At 55.5% G+C, this 15,461-nt stretch carries 16 protein-coding genes; 5 read left to right on the top strand and 11 right to left on the bottom strand.

What is annotated here, in order from left to right; translation table 11 throughout:
- Positions 1–29: 29 nt before the first annotated feature.
- Positions 30–602 (bottom strand): gluconate 2-dehydrogenase subunit 3 family protein, encoded by a 573-nt coding sequence (locus tag CU100_RS21165; RefSeq protein WP_245419151.1) that lies wholly within the window; start codon positions 600–602, stop codon positions 30–32.
- A 97-nt stretch (positions 603–699) separates the two neighbouring features.
- A complete protein-coding gene (locus CU100_RS21160; RefSeq protein WP_106718544.1) occupies positions 700–1,095 on the bottom strand; it encodes a VOC family protein in 396 nt (131 codons plus the stop codon).
- Between the two features lie 219 nt (positions 1,096–1,314).
- Here CU100_RS21160 and CU100_RS21155 point away from each other — a divergent pair, with 219 nt between their 5' ends.
- Complete coding sequence (locus CU100_RS21155) at positions 1,315–1,635, top strand: ribbon-helix-helix domain-containing protein (protein WP_106718543.1); 321 nt, start codon at positions 1,315–1,317, stop codon at positions 1,633–1,635.
- On the opposite strand, the gene CU100_RS21150 is transcribed toward CU100_RS21155, so the two are convergent.
- The 3 genes from CU100_RS21150 to CU100_RS21140 form a co-directional block, all read right to left on the bottom strand.
- Positions 1,632–2,927: an ATP-binding protein gene (locus CU100_RS21150; RefSeq protein WP_407070369.1), complete on the bottom strand. Its 1,296-nt coding sequence runs from the start codon at positions 2,925–2,927 to the stop codon at positions 1,632–1,634. The genes CU100_RS21155 and CU100_RS21150 overlap by 4 nt on opposite strands.
- Positions 2,928–3,087: 160 nt before the next feature.
- Positions 3,088–3,816 carry a response regulator gene (locus CU100_RS21145; RefSeq protein ID WP_106718542.1) on the bottom strand — a complete coding sequence of 243 codons (729 nt, stop codon included), beginning with the start codon at positions 3,814–3,816 and terminating at the stop codon, positions 3,088–3,090.
- Positions 3,817–3,845: 29 nt separating this feature from the next.
- Entirely contained in the window at positions 3,846–4,349 is a 504-nt protein-coding gene (locus CU100_RS21140) for a MarR family winged helix-turn-helix transcriptional regulator (protein WP_106718541.1), read from the bottom strand.
- Positions 4,350–4,588: 239 nt separating this feature from the next.
- Here CU100_RS21140 and CU100_RS21135 point away from each other — a divergent pair, with 239 nt between their 5' ends.
- The 3 genes from CU100_RS21135 to CU100_RS21125 all read left to right on the top strand — a co-directional run bounded on the left by CU100_RS21135 (position 4,589) and on the right by CU100_RS21125 (position 6,680).
- The gene (locus CU100_RS21135; protein WP_106718540.1) at positions 4,589–5,479 is read left to right on the top strand and encodes a branched-chain amino acid aminotransferase; all 891 of its coding nucleotides are present in this window, start codon (positions 4,589–4,591) and stop codon (positions 5,477–5,479) included.
- Positions 5,480–5,613: 134 nt separating this feature from the next.
- Positions 5,614–5,925, top strand: coding sequence for a hypothetical protein (locus tag CU100_RS21130; RefSeq protein ID WP_106718539.1), 312 nt, complete (start codon positions 5,614–5,616; stop codon positions 5,923–5,925).
- A gap of 113 nt (positions 5,926–6,038) precedes the next feature.
- A complete protein-coding gene (locus CU100_RS21125; protein WP_106718538.1) occupies positions 6,039–6,680 on the top strand; it encodes an MBL fold metallo-hydrolase in 642 nt (213 codons plus the stop codon).
- Between the two features lie 48 nt (positions 6,681–6,728).
- Here CU100_RS21125 and CU100_RS21120 read toward each other — a convergent pair whose 3' ends face one another.
- The 3 genes from CU100_RS21120 to CU100_RS21110 all read right to left on the bottom strand — a co-directional run bounded on the left by CU100_RS21120 (position 6,729) and on the right by CU100_RS21110 (position 8,907).
- Complete coding sequence (locus CU100_RS21120) at positions 6,729–7,124, bottom strand: BA14K family protein (RefSeq protein ID WP_106718537.1); 396 nt, start codon at positions 7,122–7,124, stop codon at positions 6,729–6,731.
- A 325-nt stretch (positions 7,125–7,449) separates the two neighbouring features.
- Positions 7,450–7,665 carry a cold-shock protein gene (locus CU100_RS21115; RefSeq protein ID WP_106718536.1) on the bottom strand — a complete coding sequence of 72 codons (216 nt, stop codon included), beginning with the start codon at positions 7,663–7,665 and terminating at the stop codon, positions 7,450–7,452.
- A gap of 375 nt (positions 7,666–8,040) precedes the next feature.
- Positions 8,041–8,907 carry a lytic transglycosylase domain-containing protein gene (locus CU100_RS21110; protein ID WP_106718535.1) on the bottom strand — a complete coding sequence of 289 codons (867 nt, stop codon included), beginning with the start codon at positions 8,905–8,907 and terminating at the stop codon, positions 8,041–8,043.
- A gap of 129 nt (positions 8,908–9,036) precedes the next feature.
- Between CU100_RS21110 and CU100_RS21105 the strand changes: the two genes are divergently transcribed.
- Entirely contained in the window at positions 9,037–9,738 is a 702-nt protein-coding gene (locus CU100_RS21105; RefSeq protein WP_106718534.1) for an HAD family hydrolase, read from the top strand.
- On the opposite strand, the gene CU100_RS21100 is transcribed toward CU100_RS21105, so the two are convergent.
- The 3 genes from CU100_RS21100 to CU100_RS21090 form a co-directional block, all read right to left on the bottom strand.
- Positions 9,739–11,259: an ATP-binding protein gene (locus tag CU100_RS21100; protein ID WP_106718698.1), complete on the bottom strand. Its 1,521-nt coding sequence runs from the start codon at positions 11,257–11,259 to the stop codon at positions 9,739–9,741.
- 241 nt (positions 11,260–11,500) lie between these two features.
- Complete coding sequence (gene uvrB, locus CU100_RS21095; RefSeq protein WP_407070368.1) at positions 11,501–14,191, bottom strand: excinuclease ABC subunit UvrB; 2,691 nt, start codon at positions 14,189–14,191, stop codon at positions 11,501–11,503.
- Positions 14,192–14,419: 228 nt separating this feature from the next.
- Complete coding sequence (locus CU100_RS21090; RefSeq protein WP_106718532.1) at positions 14,420–15,334, bottom strand: HNH endonuclease; 915 nt, start codon at positions 15,332–15,334, stop codon at positions 14,420–14,422.
- Positions 15,335–15,461 lie beyond the last annotated feature (127 nt).

Here is a 15,461-nt window from a genome sequence, read left to right as displayed (position 1 = left end):
TAGCCAGAAATATATTCGTCGCTTACGGCCTATAGCCATTCGATATCGCTGAAGCCGCGGGCGATATAGCCGCCCTTGGAATAGGACTCTCCCTCGTAACCAAATAGCGGCCAGATCTCCTCCTGGTTATAAAGACCGGTGACGAGCCCGCCTCGAACGGTTTGGAAGAAAGGCGTGTCTTCGACTTTCCGGAGAATCGCCAGCCGGTCATCCTCCCATCCTAGACCGATGTAGCCACCCTTGCCGGCGCGCTTGTCGAGATCGGCAATGCCGTCTTCGATCAGCTTCTTGGTCTCGGCGTCCTCACCCGCTTTCGCGTCGTAGGGCTTGACTGCGATGGCGTAGAAGCGGTCAGGGATATGATCGTGGGGATAGATATCCCTCGCCAACTGAATCAGCGTCACCATTGTTTCCGGCTTGAGATTGGATGTGTCCAGACCCCAAGCGAATTCCGGATGAATGATCGAACTGCCGCTTATGACGAGGATGGCGCCGAGGCCAACTGTGCCGCCCTTCAAGAGGTCGCGTCGCGATAGCCGGTGTTTGTCGTTGGGCTGCGGCGCATCTCGTGTCGCCGCCTTGCGGTTGAAGATGGTAACCATAGAAGTTCCTCCCTTGCTTGCTATCGGCGTCCGGCGAGCATTGCCGCCGAACGTCCTTGCTGGCTGAATGGCGTTCCTCCAACGCCGCTGGCCGATATCACAAATACCGGCCCTGCCGTTGTAGAACCTCGATTTTGTAGCCGTCGGGGTCCTCAACGAAGAAGAAGCGCGCGAGCAACGTGCCGTCGCGCTTGAATTCCACAATATCGCGGATCTTGAGCTGCTTTGACTTCATGCGTTCATGTTGCGCGTCCAGATCGTCGACACTGAAAGCAAGATGGCCGTAGCCGTCGCCAATGTCATAGGCTTCGGTGCGCCCTTTGTTGATCGTCAGTTCAAGTTCGAAGCTTGTCTCGCTATTGCATAGATAAACGAGGGTGAAACTGTCGAAATCGAGCCTTTCCGCTACGTCCAAACCGAACGCTTCCTTATAAAACGACCTGGACTTCTCCTCGTCGAGAACGCGGATCATGGAATGAATGGCTTTTGCCAACAGCTCCTCCTAACGAACGATATGCCACCTGAAAACTAGTGTTGCAGTGTCAGGGCTTGTCGGCGATTATGAGCGTGGGAGAACAGAAGTGGTGGCAATCGGCTACCACACCGCAATACGGGCGGAATATTTTCGCTCATGATGCACAGATGCGCAAAATACCACTTTTGCGCGCTGGTAGCGACCATAATCGGGGAAAGCTGAAGGGAGGCTTTTGGAATGTGTAAGGTATTTGCAGAACAGGATCCGCAAGGCTATCGGCAGATCAATCGTTCTGTACGCATAGGCGGACATTCGACGAGCATTCAACTCGAGGCGACGTTCTGGAAACTACTCGACGAGATTGCCGAGAGCCAGAATATGACCACCCCCAGGTTCATTTCCACTCTGTACGACGAGGCACTGCAGGCGCAGGGAGACATTCCAAATTTTGCCTCCATGCTCCGCACGACGTGCGCTCTCTATCTACGTGGCGTGCAGACCTGTGCTGAAACAGTTGTCGTGAAGAACCCGCCGCTTGTCGGTGAACATGCTGCTTAGGCCGGAATTCTGACAATCGCCCTCAAGCCACCAGTGGGACTGTCATCAAGAATGATGTCTCCGCCGTGACTGCGGGCGATGTCAAGTGCTATCGCGAGGCCTAGCCCCGTACCACTTGAATCCTGATTGCGTGCTTCGTCCAGCCGAAAGAATGGCTTGAACACCTCCTCGCGCATTTCCTTCCGTATTCCCGGGCCGTCGTCATCGATGATTATGGTAAGCCATCCTTCCCGGTGATCGGCGGCCACTGAAACATTCCTGGCATAGCGGAATGAGTTAGACACCAGATTGGAGATCAGTCTTGAGAACGCGTTTGGGCGGACGTGAATTTCGGGTTTGCCGCGAATTTTCGAGGTAAAGCCGCGCTTGAGCAAAATGCCCTCCTCCTTCAACTTCGCGAAAAGCCGCTCCAGATTGAAGGTGCCCGTCTCCTCCTCGGCCTCGCTGCGGGCGAACGCCAAATAGCCTTCTAGCATCGATTGCATATCGTCGATGTCCTGCTCCATGGCCTCCGTATCCACCTTGCTGCCGACGAGCGCCAATTGGAGTTTGAAGCGCGTCAGAATGGTACGTAAGTCGTGGCTGACACCGCTTAGCATCGTTGTGCGCTGCTCGATCTGCCGTTCGATACGTTCGCGCATGACAATAAAAGCTGCGCCAGCCCTGCGTACTTCCTCGGCGCCGCGCGGCTTGAAATCGGGTGGTCCGGAGCGCCCCTTGCCGAAGCTATCGGCGGCGGTGGCAAGCTGTTGGATCGGTTTGATCTGGTTGCGCAGAAACAGGATGGCGATGGCGAGCAGGACAAGTGCCGAACCAGCCATCCAGACGAGAAATATCAGCGTGTTCGACGCATAGGCCTGGCTGCGGCGGGCGAAGACCCGCAGGACCTTGTTGTCGAGTTGTATTCGGATTTCCACGAGATCGGAATCACCGATCGTGTCGATCCAGAACGGCCGGTTGATCTGCCTCGTGATTTCCTCACCGAGGATACTGTCGAGAATCGAGAAAAATGGCTTTGGTCCAGGCGCCGGCAAAGGATCGGGGGGCAAGATCGATATGTTCAGCGATAATCTCTCGCGTGCAATCCGGATCAGGTTTTCATAGGCCGGGTCCTGCGGATAGGTTTCCATCAGGTCTATGACGCCGGCAATGTCGCGCACGACAGCCGTTGACAGGCGTTGCGTTACCGTCTGCCAGTGCCGTTCCATGAAAACAAAAGCGATCAGCGACTGAAGTAAAACCATAGGCGCAATGATGATGATCAACGAACGCGCGTACAGCCGCTTGGGCATCCAATGGGCGAGCCAGCGGGTGAACTTTCGCCAGGGAGCAAGCAATGTGCTGCGCCGACGTCGCCAGTGTCGCTTCCTGATTGCCAATGCGCGCTTTGCGGTGTCTGCCGGTGCCATATATCCAGTATCCGCATGCGCATTGAAAATGGAAGACGGATCGCTACTCCACGCTGAGTTTATAACCGACGCCACGCACCGTCTGCAACCAGACCGGATTGGCTGGATCATTCTCGATCTTGCGGCGCAGGCGGTTGATCTGGACGTCGATCGTCCGCTCGCCGACATCGCCTTCCTGACCGGTCAATTCGTGCCGTGGAACTGTTTCGCCGGCGCGGGCGGCGAATATCGCCATGATATCTTGCTCGCGATCTGTCAGGCGGATCAATTCGCCGGAACGCTTTAGTTCGCGTTTTGCTATCACAAACGTGTAGGGTCCAAAAACTATCTGCTCGATCTTTGCCTGCGTTGCCGGAGCACCGCGGCGCAGAATATTGTTTATGCGCAGGATCAACTCACGCGGATCAAACGGCTTGGGCAAATAATCGTCGGCACCCGCTTCGAGACCCGCTATCCGGCTGTCAGTTTCTGAAAGAGCCGTCAGCATCAGTATCGGAACATTCTTTTCCTGACGCAATGCCTGGGTAAGCGCAACTCCGCTCTCGCCAGGCATCATCACGTCGAGGATCAGGAGGTCATAGTCGATCCCGGTGAGCTTGCGCCGCGCTTCATCTGCGTTGGCAGCCACCGTAATGCGAAAGCCGCTGCCTGTCAGGTATTGCGACAGTAGATTTCGAATTCGGGTGTCGTCATCAACAATGAGCAGGTGCGGTGCGTCGTCTGAAAGCGGCAGTTCATCGCTTACCAATGTGTTTCCCCTTTGCGCGGACATTTGCGTCCTCCTTCTCCTCAAAATGAATTCTAGCCTGCCTTTGGCAGGCTGTCGATCTGTTGCCACTGGCCCGGATTTACCATTGCCCTGAGGAAATGCTCGATCACAGCTCGATTGGAAACGTCGATCTGCTCCAATGCACTTGTAATGCGGCGTGATTGCGGTGCTGCGAGCTCCAGCGCCAGTGCGCGTCCCTTGGGCGTCGGATAAAGTTCCCGCTGTCTCCGATCGCGTGGCCCTGGTACCTGCACGACATGCTCAGTATCGATCAGTTGCTTGAGCACGCGCGCAAGGCTCTGTTTGGTAATTTGCAGAACCTCGAGCAGTTCCGCGACCGTCATTCCCGGCTTGCGATTGATGAAGTACAGTACGCGATGGTGCGCCCGTCCGAATTCAAGTTTCTCCAGGATCATATCCGGATCGGCAGTGAAGTCGCGATAGGCGAAGAAAAACAGCTCGATAATGTCGAGTTGGCTTGCATCGGTTCTCGTCAGGGCTGTCTCAATATGGCGCTCTGGTGTATAAGATTTCATACAGGGTTCCCGCTCTTGTCTGAAATATGTCAGGTTTATTGACTTAATTTTAGACTGCTGATAATTTTTGGCAAGCTATTGGCCACGCTTTGAACTAATTGAAAAGCCACTGGGCGTTCTGAGATATTTCTCGTCCGCTTGTTGGTAGCGTGGCAATGGTACACCAATTGGCAATCGGGACCAGTTGGCGGAGACACCGTCCCGCAAAATTATCAGGAATCCAACGCCTGGAGGAAAACATGGCATCCGTTCCGTTTGATCAGCTTGAAGGTTACATCTGGATGAATGGCGAATTCGTTCGCTGGACGGACGCAAGGATCCACGTGCTTACTCATGGCCTTCACTACGCCAGTTCCGTTTTCGAGGGCGAGCGTGCTTATGGCGGCGAGATATTCAAGCTCAACGAGCATACCGAGCGTCTACACGAATCCGCCCGTATTCTCGGCTTCAAGATACCCTATGACGTTGAAGAATTGAACGATGCATGCCGCAAGCTTTTGGCCAAGCAAGGTTTTCAGGACGCTTATGTCCGTCCGATTGCATGGCGCGGGAGCGAGTCGATGGGCGTGTCAGCCCAGGCCAACAAGATCAACGTCGCCATCGCGATCTGGCAGTGGCCGAGCTATTTTGACCCTGCTCAAAAACTGAGGGGTATCAGGCTGGACATGGCCGAATACCGCCGCCCTGATCCAAGGACCGCACCTTCAAAGTCCAAAGCGGCCGGTCTTTACATGATCTGCACGATCTCCAAACATGCGGCGGAAGCCAAGGGCTATGCCGACGCGCTGATGCTGGACTGGCGCGGGCAAGTCGCCGAAGCAACTGGCGCCAACGTATTCTTCGTCAAGGACGGCATTATTCACACGCCCGTGCCCGATTGTTTCCTCGACGGCATCACACGCCGGACGGTAATTGAGCTGGCCAAACGCCGCGGCTATGAAGTCGTCGAGCGGGTGATAATGCCAGAAGAACTTGTTGATTTCGAGCAGTGTTTCCTTACAGGAACGGCTGCCGAAGTCACGCCAGTTTCGGAAATCAGTCGGTACCGCTTTACTGTTGGCGAGATCGCAATCAATCTGATGAATGATTACGCATCGGAAGTAATGCCGAAGAAAGCTGCAGCCGAATAATCTTGAATTAGAGCGAAGATGTGAGCTTGATACGCCTGCCAGCAGGTATCAAGTTGTTTGACATTGATTAAAACTTAGTCATCATGACGCTGGTCAGGCATGAGTCTGGCTTGAAACGTTGACGGGGTACAATCATGGAAGCGCTTCTTCCTATTATTATCCAGCTAATATCGGGTGGTGTCGGCGGAAATATTGTCGGCGGTCTTCTGAAAAACCTGAGTCTCGGAACAACCGGAAATACCGTTGCTGGCGGAATCGGCGGCCTTATTGGCGGTTATTTGACGCAATTCCTCGGCGCAGGCGGTGCCGAGATGGTAGCAAATGCTGCCGCTTCGTCTGGACTGGACATTGGTTCCATCATCGGTCAGGTGGCAGGTGGCGGTGTCGGCGGCATCATTCTTACTGCGATTGTAGGCTTCATCAAGAATTCGATGGCAAAGGCCTGATCCGAAAGCACCGAAGTCATTATTTTGAGGGCGGCTTACTGGCCGCCCTTTTCATTTGAGCATAGCGTATACTAAATGCGTTGACGACAATTTCAGAGCACAGGATTGGAACGATGGGACAATTGCAGGCTGGTATCATTCCCGTCACGGCTTTTCAGCAGAACTGCACGATCCTTTTTGACAGCGATGACAAGCATGGGGTGCTGGTTGATCCGGGCGGCGATCACGACAAGGTCTTGAGCGCCATATCGTCCAACGGGATCACTATAGAAGCGATCTGGATTACTCACGGCCACATTGATCACGCTGCCGGTGCGATGGACATGAAGGACGCGCTTGGCGTTGACATCATCGGCCCAAACGAGGCCGATCGTTTTTTACTGGAGAGCCTCGAGTCGAAGGCACTGAAGTACGGCGTGAGGGACGGCGTCCGCAACTGTACGCCGGATCGCTGGCTCAATGACGGCGATTCCGTATCATTCGGATCGCACGTTTTCGAGGTGTTGCACTGTCCCGGCCACGCCCCGGGCCACGTGGTCTACTTCAATCGGGCCGCGAAATTTGCCCATGTTGGTGACGTGCTGTTCAATGGCTCTATCGGGCGGACCGATCTTGAAGGCGGCGATCATGCTGCATTGATCAACTCGATCAAAACCAAGCTGCTGCCGCTCGGCGATGACATAGGGTTCATCTGCGGACATGGCCCAGGTGGTCGTTTTGGAGAGGAGCGGCGCACCAACCCCTTTCTGAATTAGGCATGAAGGAAGCCGCCGGTTTACCGGCGGCCCAAACGCAATTGATAGTCAATTGGCGTTGCAGAAATAATCACGCCCGTCATACCCGCGGAATGTTCCTGTCTCGGGGTTGAAGGAGCGATATCGATTTGCGCAATAGCGATACCAGCCGGGGGACCAGGGCTGGGCTCCATCATAGTAGCGGGGAGCGACTTCGCGATAGACGCGAACCGGACGCCGATAATAACCATCGTCATAGTCCCGGTAAATCGGCTCTGCCGGCTGAGCCAGAGCGCCACCAATCAACGCGCCTGCTGCCAAGCCAATGGCGCCAGCAGCGAGAGCATCGCCGCCGTCATAGTGACGATGGCGGTAGTAGCGGTCCGCCGAAGCCGGCGTGAGAGAAACCATCGCTGTAGCAACAGCCGCAGTTGCAAGCACTGCGATCTTCAAACCTCTGTTCATTTGTGCCTCCTTTGAAGCATTCCTTGGCGGACGTCTTTCAGTTCGCCTGATCGTTGGCTGGTTTTCACGGACTCCAGCGTTGGATCTGTTCTATTCAATTCAGAATGAATGCAGGCTGAACGGAAATCGTTCCGCAACCATTCCATAGGTGAGATTCTCACAGAATTTCAGCAAATCGGAGGCAAGAAAACGGCGCGATTAAATCCAGCAGCCGTTATCCGCAAACATCCTCGACCAAGGCGGCGGAGCAGACCTCGCCACGGCAGGTGGGTGAGACATGATCCCCGACTTTGTGCCGGGGATTCTGGCGGCTTTTGCCGCTGGATTATTCAGTCACCGCGATATTGACGGCCTTCGGGCCCTTGCCACGGCGATCAGGCTCGGTATCGAAGGAGACCTTCTGATTGTCTGCGAGACCTGTTAGTCCGGATGCCTGAACTGCCGAAATATGAACGAAAATGTCCGCTGCGCCATCATCCGGCTTGATAAAGCCAAAGCCTTTTTCACTGTTGAAGAATTTGACCGTACCGGTCTGTGCCATGCTCAGTTCCTTTTCCTTACTTACCGCGTTCCCCTCCGGGTTTGCGGGATTGGTAGTGCCGTTTTCAGTAGATACTTCCAACGGAGATCATGCAGGCAGTTCTCGAATTCAGGAAAGGAGCCGATCATCGCCAGGATTACTCCGGGCCCGGTATTATTGCGGTTCCGGCGCGCCGTTCTTCCAGTCTTCCAGTGTTCGCAAATGCCCGAACGCTTTGAGACTGCTAGAATAAGTGTTTTTTGGCAAGCAAAAGTTTTTTTTCAGCGCTTGTGTCTATATAGATTGCTTTGCAGCCTACACACTTGGACGTAGAATTGCGTGCACTTTGCGCGGCGGGCAAGTCGTTGAAATCAGGCTGTCGCGTTGATCACAAACCTATCTGTTGCGTAGCACGATGCACGCGCCACCTGCGCTGTGAAGCTGCGAACAGATTTGATTGGCTTCGCCGCGGGTATCCGCGCCAATCCTGACGGCATATATCCCACGCCTGCCCATTGCGGTTCTATTTCGGCTGATAACCGCTTCATGCTTGTCAAGAATAGCCGGAAACGCCCTGCGCAGACGTTGAAGTTGGCCGACAGCTGCCGAACGGCGAAAATTTCCGGCGATCTGTATGCCCCATGGTTTAGGTTTTATCTGAGCCATTGCAACGGTTGCGAAGCGGACTATCGGTAATTTCCTGCACGCGGTGTCGAAGTCGAGCTTGGCGTTCAGTGGCTGATTTGAGATTTCGGTTCCGGCTGCAAAATCATCAGCGGACTTACCGGTTATATCGAGTACATATTCCTCCGTTTCCAAGGGAAGGAAGCCGCCGCTCGCCAGCCATTTGGAGACGCGGCCAGGACCCGCATTGTAGGCCGCTGCGGCAAGCCCCCAATTGCCGAACGTCCCACGCAGTTCCTTGAGCAATGCGGCCGACGCAGGGAGAGCTTTTGCGAAATCGAAAGGATCATCGAGGTTTCGTTCTTTCGCGGTTCCGGGCATGAATTGTGCGATGCCCTGCGCGCCGACCGGGCTGATTGCCTGGGCGTCGAAACGGCTCTCTTTCCATATGAGCCTGGCAAAGAAATCGCGTGGTACGCCGTGTCCATCGGCATTGGTTGCGATGGCCACGCAAATTTGGCTTACTGTTGGTATGGGCGGTGTTGCCGGTACGGAAACGGATGGGTTATCAGCCGGCAGGGCCTGTTTTGCTGTCGCCAGTACAAGAGCAACGATGCCGAGTTGTCTGAGCCAATACACTCTTCTGCCGTTCCCATGTAGTCAGCGAAAGTAGCTGCGATGATCCCATCGTTTCCATATCATGGTATGACTTTCGGATGCATTACCATGTCCTCCCCCTTCTGAACCGCGATTTTGAGAAGTAACCATATGTCTGCAAACATCACCACTATAGGATTTGATGCCGATGACACGCTCTGGCAGAACGAGCAGTTTTTCCGGATGTCGGAAAGGCATTTCGCCGAACTGCTTGCTCCGCATGCCGATACGACTGACTTATCGAGCAGGTTGCTGGAAGTGGAAAAGCGAAATCTTGATCTCTACGGCTTCGGTATAAAGGGTTTCACGCTTTCCCTGATCGAAACGGCGGTTGAAATAACCAATGGCCAAGTGCCGTCTTCGGTTCTTGCAGAAATTCTGGCTGCCGGTCGCGAGATGCTACGCCACCCGGTCGAGACCTTGCCCCATGTGCAGCAAACCCTGGAGCGCCTGAACGAAGACTACAGGCTCGTCCTGATTACCAAGGGAGACTTGTTCGACCAGGAGCGGAAGCTGGCGCAATCGGGTCTGGGTGAGTTCTTCGATGCGGTGGAGATCGTAAGCAACAAGGATACCACGACCTACGAGCGCATCTTTCAGCGCCATGGAGATGGTCCAGCTCGAAGCATGATGATCGGCAACTCGCTGAAGTCCGATGTGGTGCCTGCAATCGAAGCGGGTAGTTGGGGTGTGTTTGTTCCGCATGAACTGACCTGGGTGCTCGAACACGTCGAAGCGCCGCTGACTGCACAGCGCTTTCGCCAGATTGAACATCTGGGCGAATTGGTGCCGTTGCTGGAAGAAATAGGTTGATTATTCGGCCGCTTGGGGCTCCTGCAAGTCCCCATCCGGGCCGTTCGGATCGCCTGCGGCCGTTTCACAGCCAAGATCGGGAAATGCGACCACACGATTACCGGTAAAATCGGTGCGTACCACAATGAGCCCCTGTTCCTCGAAGTAAGTAAGAAGCCGTCTCGCCCGTCGCGCCGAATGGGTACCATAGGCGCGAGCCAGTGTCGCGTCCGATGGGCAAGCGGCACCTTTGACTGCAGCCTGTGCGACGATAAAGAAGACGCCCTGCACGTCGTCCGGCAGGCTCGTGGAAAGTTCGAGTGCCCTCTGCCACGGCGCACCTTGTGCGGTTTCTCCGTCAATTCCAGCACGTGCGACCGCAAGATTGCGACGAAACGCTGGCAAAGAAAGCGGATCACCCTGTATCCTGCGAATGCGGCAACGAACGAGAAAGTCCTGATAGAGAACCGCATCCGTGCGGAAGGATGCATCCGGGTCGTTTAGCATGTCATGCATGACTGCATCGATCATGCCATTACGCTCTGCCTCGTCGATTTCGGGGAATAGTGATGGTGGGGAAGATACTGTCTCAGCGACGGCCGCTTTCGCCTGGTTCAATTGATTCAAAATATCTGCCGTTGGCGTAGGAGCGGGCGGTGGGGGAGTTCGACGCACGGCTGCGCGGCGCTCCTCCGGCGCTGGCGTGAATATCAAGTCGCGGGCGTCTTCGCCTGGCTGCGGCAGTGGAGTGAGCTTCGGGCTTGCCGAGCGGGCAGACGTCTCGACCGGGCCGATGGTTACCGCCAAGGGCCTGCGCGACAGCGCCGGGCCAAGCGCAACGAAATGGCCGCGAGCAAGATCACGGAACTGCTCGGCCTGTCGCCGCTCCATTCCGAGAAGGTCCGCAGCGCGCGCCATATCTATATCGAGAAACGTTCGGCCCATCAGGAAATTCGATGCTTCAGCCGCAACATTCTTGGCAAGCTTGGCGAGGCGTTGCGTCGCGATAACTCCAGCGAGGCCGCGCTTGCGGCCACGGCACATCAGGTTGGTCATGGCGCCAAGCGAAAGCTTGCGAGCTTCATCGGATACTTCGCCGGCAACGGCAGGTGCGAAGAGCTGTGCTTCATCCACAACGACGAGTATCGGATACCAGAAGTCGCGCTCGGCATCGAAAAGACCTCCGAGAAAGGCTGCAGCGCATCGCATCTGCTGCTCGACATCCAGCCCTTCCAGATCGAGCACGACGGAAACGCGATGCTGGCGTATGCGCGCGGCGATACGGGTGAGTTCGCTCTCGGTTCGTGCGCCATCGACGACCACGTGGCCGTATCTGTCAGCTAACGTAACGAAATCACCTTCCGGATCTATGACGCATTGTTGTACCCATTGTGCACTTTGTTCGAGCAAGCGGCGCAGCAGATGCGATTTACCCGAGCCGGAATTACCCTGAACGAGAAGGCGTGTTGCCAGCAGTTCTTCCAGATCGAGCATGGCTTTTGCGCCGGCCGGCGCCGCTCCCATGTCGATGTCGACCTTCATCATCGCTCCAGACGTTCAAAATGATTCTGCGCTCAGGTGACGCGGGAAGTTCCTTAGCATTGTTTGCTTTGTCGCGTGGTGGATATGCGCTGCATTCCCGGGAAACTCACAGCTGATTTCGGTCAACCGCCTGCCACAAGCTGTCTGGCCCGGTTCACCAACCAAGCCGCCAATCACGCCGAATTTTCCCGACGATTCCTCGCCAAGCTTGTTTCGACTCTGGGAAACCTACCGACGGACTTCAACGCCCCGGACGTCCGGTCTTGCCCGGACGGCGCTTCTTGCGATCTCCAGCGTCCTCGTAAGAGCCGGCACCCGTACGCTCGCGGCGAACGATCTTCTGATCGTTGCGGTTGGTGCCCGTGAAGGCCGGTTTTTCAGGAACGTGGCCGATAACCGGCTTTTCCGTACGCCCGACCGTCATCTCATCAAGCGTATTCTTGCGAAAAACGCCCGGGCCGAGCGGGCGCGTGCTATCGCCACCCATCTCGTCCAGATGCGGCTTGCGGAACAGCGCCGGGTCTTTGTCGTTCTCGTCGGCTGCGACCCGGTGCATAGCTCGCCCGGCATTGTGCCTGCCCTTTGTGCGACCTGTGACCGGGCTTTCCAACTCGACCTCCCGTGCCATTGGATCGTCCGAGATTGCCAGTTCCATTTCGCGCAGGCGCTTGATCTCGTCGCGCAGCCGGGCCGCAACCTCGAAATCGAGATCGTCCGCAGCATCACGCATCTGCTTCATCAGGTGTTCAAGATGGGCCCTCAGGTTATTGCCCATCATCGCGCCTTCTTCGGCAAACTCCGAAATGTCCGCGCGGACGTGATCACGCTCGTACACGCTATTGAGAATATCTCCGATATTCTTCTTGATGCTGGCAGGCGTGATACCGTGTTCGGTATTATAGGCCTCCTGCTTCTCGCGGCGGCGGTTCGTTTCCGCCATCGCCCGCTCCATGGAGCCGGTGATCTGATCCGCATAGAGAATGACCTTGCCGTCGATATTGCGTGCGGCACGCCCTATCGTCTGTATCAGGGATGTTTCCGAACGCAGGAAGCCTTCCTTGTCCGCGTCGAGAATCGCGACGAAACCGCATTCCGGAATATCGAGGCCTTCGCGCAGCAGGTTGATACCCACGAGTACATCGAACGCGCCGAGGCGCAGGTCGCGCAGAATCTCGATACGCTCCAACGTGTCGATATCGGAATGCATGTAGCGGACACGAATACCCTGTTCATGAAGATATTCGGTCAGATCTTCAGCCATTCGCTTGGTGAGGACCGTTACGAGCGTGCGATAACCCTTCGCGGAGGTCTCGCGAATTTCCCCAAGGACATCATCAACCTGGGACTTGGCCGGGCGCACCTCGACTGGCGGATCTATCAGGCCGGTGGGACGAATGACCTGCTCGGCGAAGACGCCGCCGGATTCTTCCATCTCCCATTTGCTCGGCGTCGCCGACACCGCAATCGTTTGTGGGCGCATTGCATCCCATTCCTCGAAACGCAACGGACGATTGTCCATGCAGGAGGGCAGGCGGAAACCATATTCCGCGAGCGTCGCCTTGCGCCGAAAGTCGCCTTTATACATCGCTCCGATCTGCGGAACAGTGACATGGCTTTCGTCAATGAACACCAGCGCGTTGTCTGGAATATATTCGAACAGCGTGGGTGGCGGCTCACCGGGCTTGCGCCCCGTCAAGTAGCGTGAATAGTTTTCAATGCCAGCGCAGGAGCCTGTCGCCTCGAGCATTTCAATATCAAAGGTGCAGCGTTGTTCAAGCCGTTGTGCTTCCAGCAGCCGGCCGGCCGCGTTCAACTCGACAAGTCGATGCTTCAATTCTTCCTTGATCGACTTGATTGCCTGATTGAGTGTGGGGCGAGGGGTCACATAGTGCGAGTTTGCATAAATCTTCACCGAGCGCAGATCGCCTGTCTTTTGCCCGGTGAGCGGATCGAACTCGGTGATGGCTTCAATCTCATCGCCGAACATGGAAATACGCCAGGCGCGATCTTCCAAGTGGGCGGGGAATAGCTCTATGGTATCGCCGCGAACCCGGAATGAGCCGCGGGTGAAGTCCATGTCGCGGCGCTTGTATTGTTGTGCCACCAGATCGGCGAGCAATGCGCGCTGATCTAGTCGATCACCAATCTTCATCTCGAAGGTCATTGCGGTATAGGTTTCGACCGAACCGATACCGTAGATGCACGATACCGAAGCGACGATGATCACGTCATCACGTTCAAGCAGTGACCGGGTGGCCGAGTGCCGCATCCGGTCTATCTGCTCGTTGATCGAGGATTCCTTCTCGATGTAAGTGTCGGAGCGCGGTACGTAAGCCTCAGGCTGGTAATAGTCGTAATAGGAAACGAAATACTCCACCGCATTGTTCGGAAAGAACGATTTGAACTCGCCATAGAGCTGCGCAGCAAGTGTCTTGTTGGGGGCCAGGATCAAGGCGGGACGCTGCGTCTCCTCGATGACTTTCGCCATGGTGAAGGTCTTGCCGGACCCGGTCACACCAAGCAGAACTTGGGTCTTGTCGTGATCGTTTATACCCGACACCAGATCCTTGATGGCGGTTGGCTGATCGCCCGACGGCACAAACTCTGTTTCCATCCGAATGGAAATACCACCTTCGGATTTCTCCGGACGCGCCGGTCGGTGCGGTTGCCACGCGGTTCCGTTCTTGAAGAGCGGATTGCCGCTTTCAATCAGCGCTGAAAGCGCAGCAACGGTAGCGGTTGCGCCGCCCGGCATGATGCTTCCGGCATCTTCAAGATTGATATCGAGACCTGCTACCGGATTGAGTCCAGCCGCAGCGCGCGTCTTCGGGTCAGTCGAGCCTCCGATCGACGTGCCTCGCGAAGTCCGGGAGGCGCTCGATTCTTTGCCCGAAGCCTTCTTGGCCTTCGCAGGTTTTACGGGCGCTTTCATCGTTTCTTGGGTGATCTGGTTCGCCCAATCGCTTATCGAGCCGGATAGCGGAGTGCCTTCCAGTTCAGACTGCGGCGCCTCGCCGAAACCATCTGCGTTATATTTGTCAGGAGATTTAGCCATGGGCTGAATATGGTGGGAGTCCGCGGAAATGGAAAGGCCCGGTCCCCGAAAAGTCGTTTGGCCAAAGATCTGCTCCTGACATGAGGCTGTCAGGAGAAATCGCCGTTACCCGAGGAATATGTGCTCACGATGGTAGCGCAGGAACTCTGGGTGGGGGAAATAACTGTTATTCCTCGGCAGATTTATCCTTCCCGATTCGTTGAAAAGTGCGTCGATCTTGGGTTCGTCATATTGCGACGATTTCAGGATCCGATAGTCCGGGCCGATGGAGATCAGGCCATTGTCGAACATCCAATGTATCGATCGAAACAGTGGCATTCCATTGTTGAGGGAGTCGGGACCGCCGGCCTCTATGGGTTTGATGTGAGCGCATTCCATTTCGAAGTTTCCATCGGGAGCCTGCATGGATATGCCCGTCATCGCGCATTTCATATTGTAGGCTTTGCCTACCCGTTGCCTGAAAACGCGATCACGGAAGGCTCTTGATGTCAGGATGCGGTCGCGCTCCAGCGATTCCGGCGGATCTTCGGCAAAGCCATAGTTAGGCGACACCACAGGTTGCTCCCCTTCCTCGATCCAGTTTCTATTGAAACCTGCCCTCTCGATTTTGCTGAACTCTTCGTTCGTAAGGGCGCGAACCTGTTGCTGTATCGTATGGGAATTCATCCTGCCGTCCGACTGCACCATGTTCCGTTCGAAGTAAATCTTCTTGTCGAGCAGGAAGTCAGGAACGCTGAATGGCACCGCCTCTTCAAGTTCCAGATACTGTTCGAGGCTTGCTTCGCAATATCCGGGATCGTCTTGCAGGGGATGTATGGACGTGACGCGTGCCGTCGCGAAATATCCGGTCGATCCTATGACGCGGGTACCTGCACGAGGTGCGGGTTGGTAATATATGATCCAGTCGTCGAGCGCGTCCCGAACGATATTGAGATACTTATTGCGGAAACGATAGCGTTTGACGTGTCCTTCAGGTCCCGCGTCTTCTTCCGTTAACTTGATTTGAAATATCGCATGCATAAAGCCAGAAGACCACCCGTTGAATCGCGAACCGGCTCAACATGGCGGCATCGCTGGGGAAGCGAAACGCATTCGAAATTGTATTTTTCAAGTTCCGGTTCAATCTACAATGGCAGACGGTGGTCTA

Origin of the sequence: Phyllobacterium endophyticum (genome assembly GCF_003010935.1) — a bacterium.
In the GTDB taxonomy this organism is placed as follows: domain Bacteria; phylum Pseudomonadota; class Alphaproteobacteria; order Rhizobiales; family Rhizobiaceae; genus Phyllobacterium; species Phyllobacterium endophyticum.
This window is presented reverse-complemented; position numbering and strand designations above follow the sequence as displayed.

Coding starts and splice junctions, on each gene's coding strand:
- CU100_RS21105 (WP_106718534.1), top strand. CDS start 9,037: ATGTCTGCAAACATCACCACTATAGGATTTGATGCCGATGACACGCTC.
- CU100_RS21125 (WP_106718538.1), top strand. CDS start 6,039: ATGGGACAATTGCAGGCTGGTATCATTCCCGTCACGGCTTTTCAGCAG.
- CU100_RS21140 (WP_106718541.1), bottom strand. CDS start 4,349: ATGAAATCTTATACACCAGAGCGCCATATTGAGACAGCCCTGACGAGA.
- CU100_RS21150 (WP_407070369.1), bottom strand. CDS start 2,927: ATGCCCAAGCGGCTGTACGCGCGTTCGTTGATCATCATCATTGCGCCT.
- CU100_RS21130 (WP_106718539.1), top strand. CDS start 5,614: ATGGAAGCGCTTCTTCCTATTATTATCCAGCTAATATCGGGTGGTGTC.
- CU100_RS21145 (WP_106718542.1), bottom strand. CDS start 3,816: ATGTCCGCGCAAAGGGGAAACACATTGGTAAGCGATGAACTGCCGCTT.
- CU100_RS21120 (WP_106718537.1), bottom strand. CDS start 7,124: ATGAACAGAGGTTTGAAGATCGCAGTGCTTGCAACTGCGGCTGTTGCT.
- CU100_RS21165 (WP_245419151.1), bottom strand. CDS start 602: ATGGTTACCATCTTCAACCGCAAGGCGGCGACACGAGATGCGCCGCAG.
- CU100_RS21100 (WP_106718698.1), bottom strand. CDS start 11,259: ATGAAGGTCGACATCGACATGGGAGCGGCGCCGGCCGGCGCAAAAGCC.
- uvrB (WP_407070368.1), bottom strand. CDS start 14,191: ATGAAAGCGCCCGTAAAACCTGCGAAGGCCAAGAAGGCTTCGGGCAAA.
- CU100_RS21115 (WP_106718536.1), bottom strand. CDS start 7,665: ATGGCACAGACCGGTACGGTCAAATTCTTCAACAGTGAAAAAGGCTTT.
- CU100_RS21135 (WP_106718540.1), top strand. CDS start 4,589: ATGGCATCCGTTCCGTTTGATCAGCTTGAAGGTTACATCTGGATGAAT.
- CU100_RS21090 (WP_106718532.1), bottom strand. CDS start 15,334: ATGCATGCGATATTTCAAATCAAGTTAACGGAAGAAGACGCGGGACCT.
- CU100_RS21155 (WP_106718543.1), top strand. CDS start 1,315: ATGTGTAAGGTATTTGCAGAACAGGATCCGCAAGGCTATCGGCAGATC.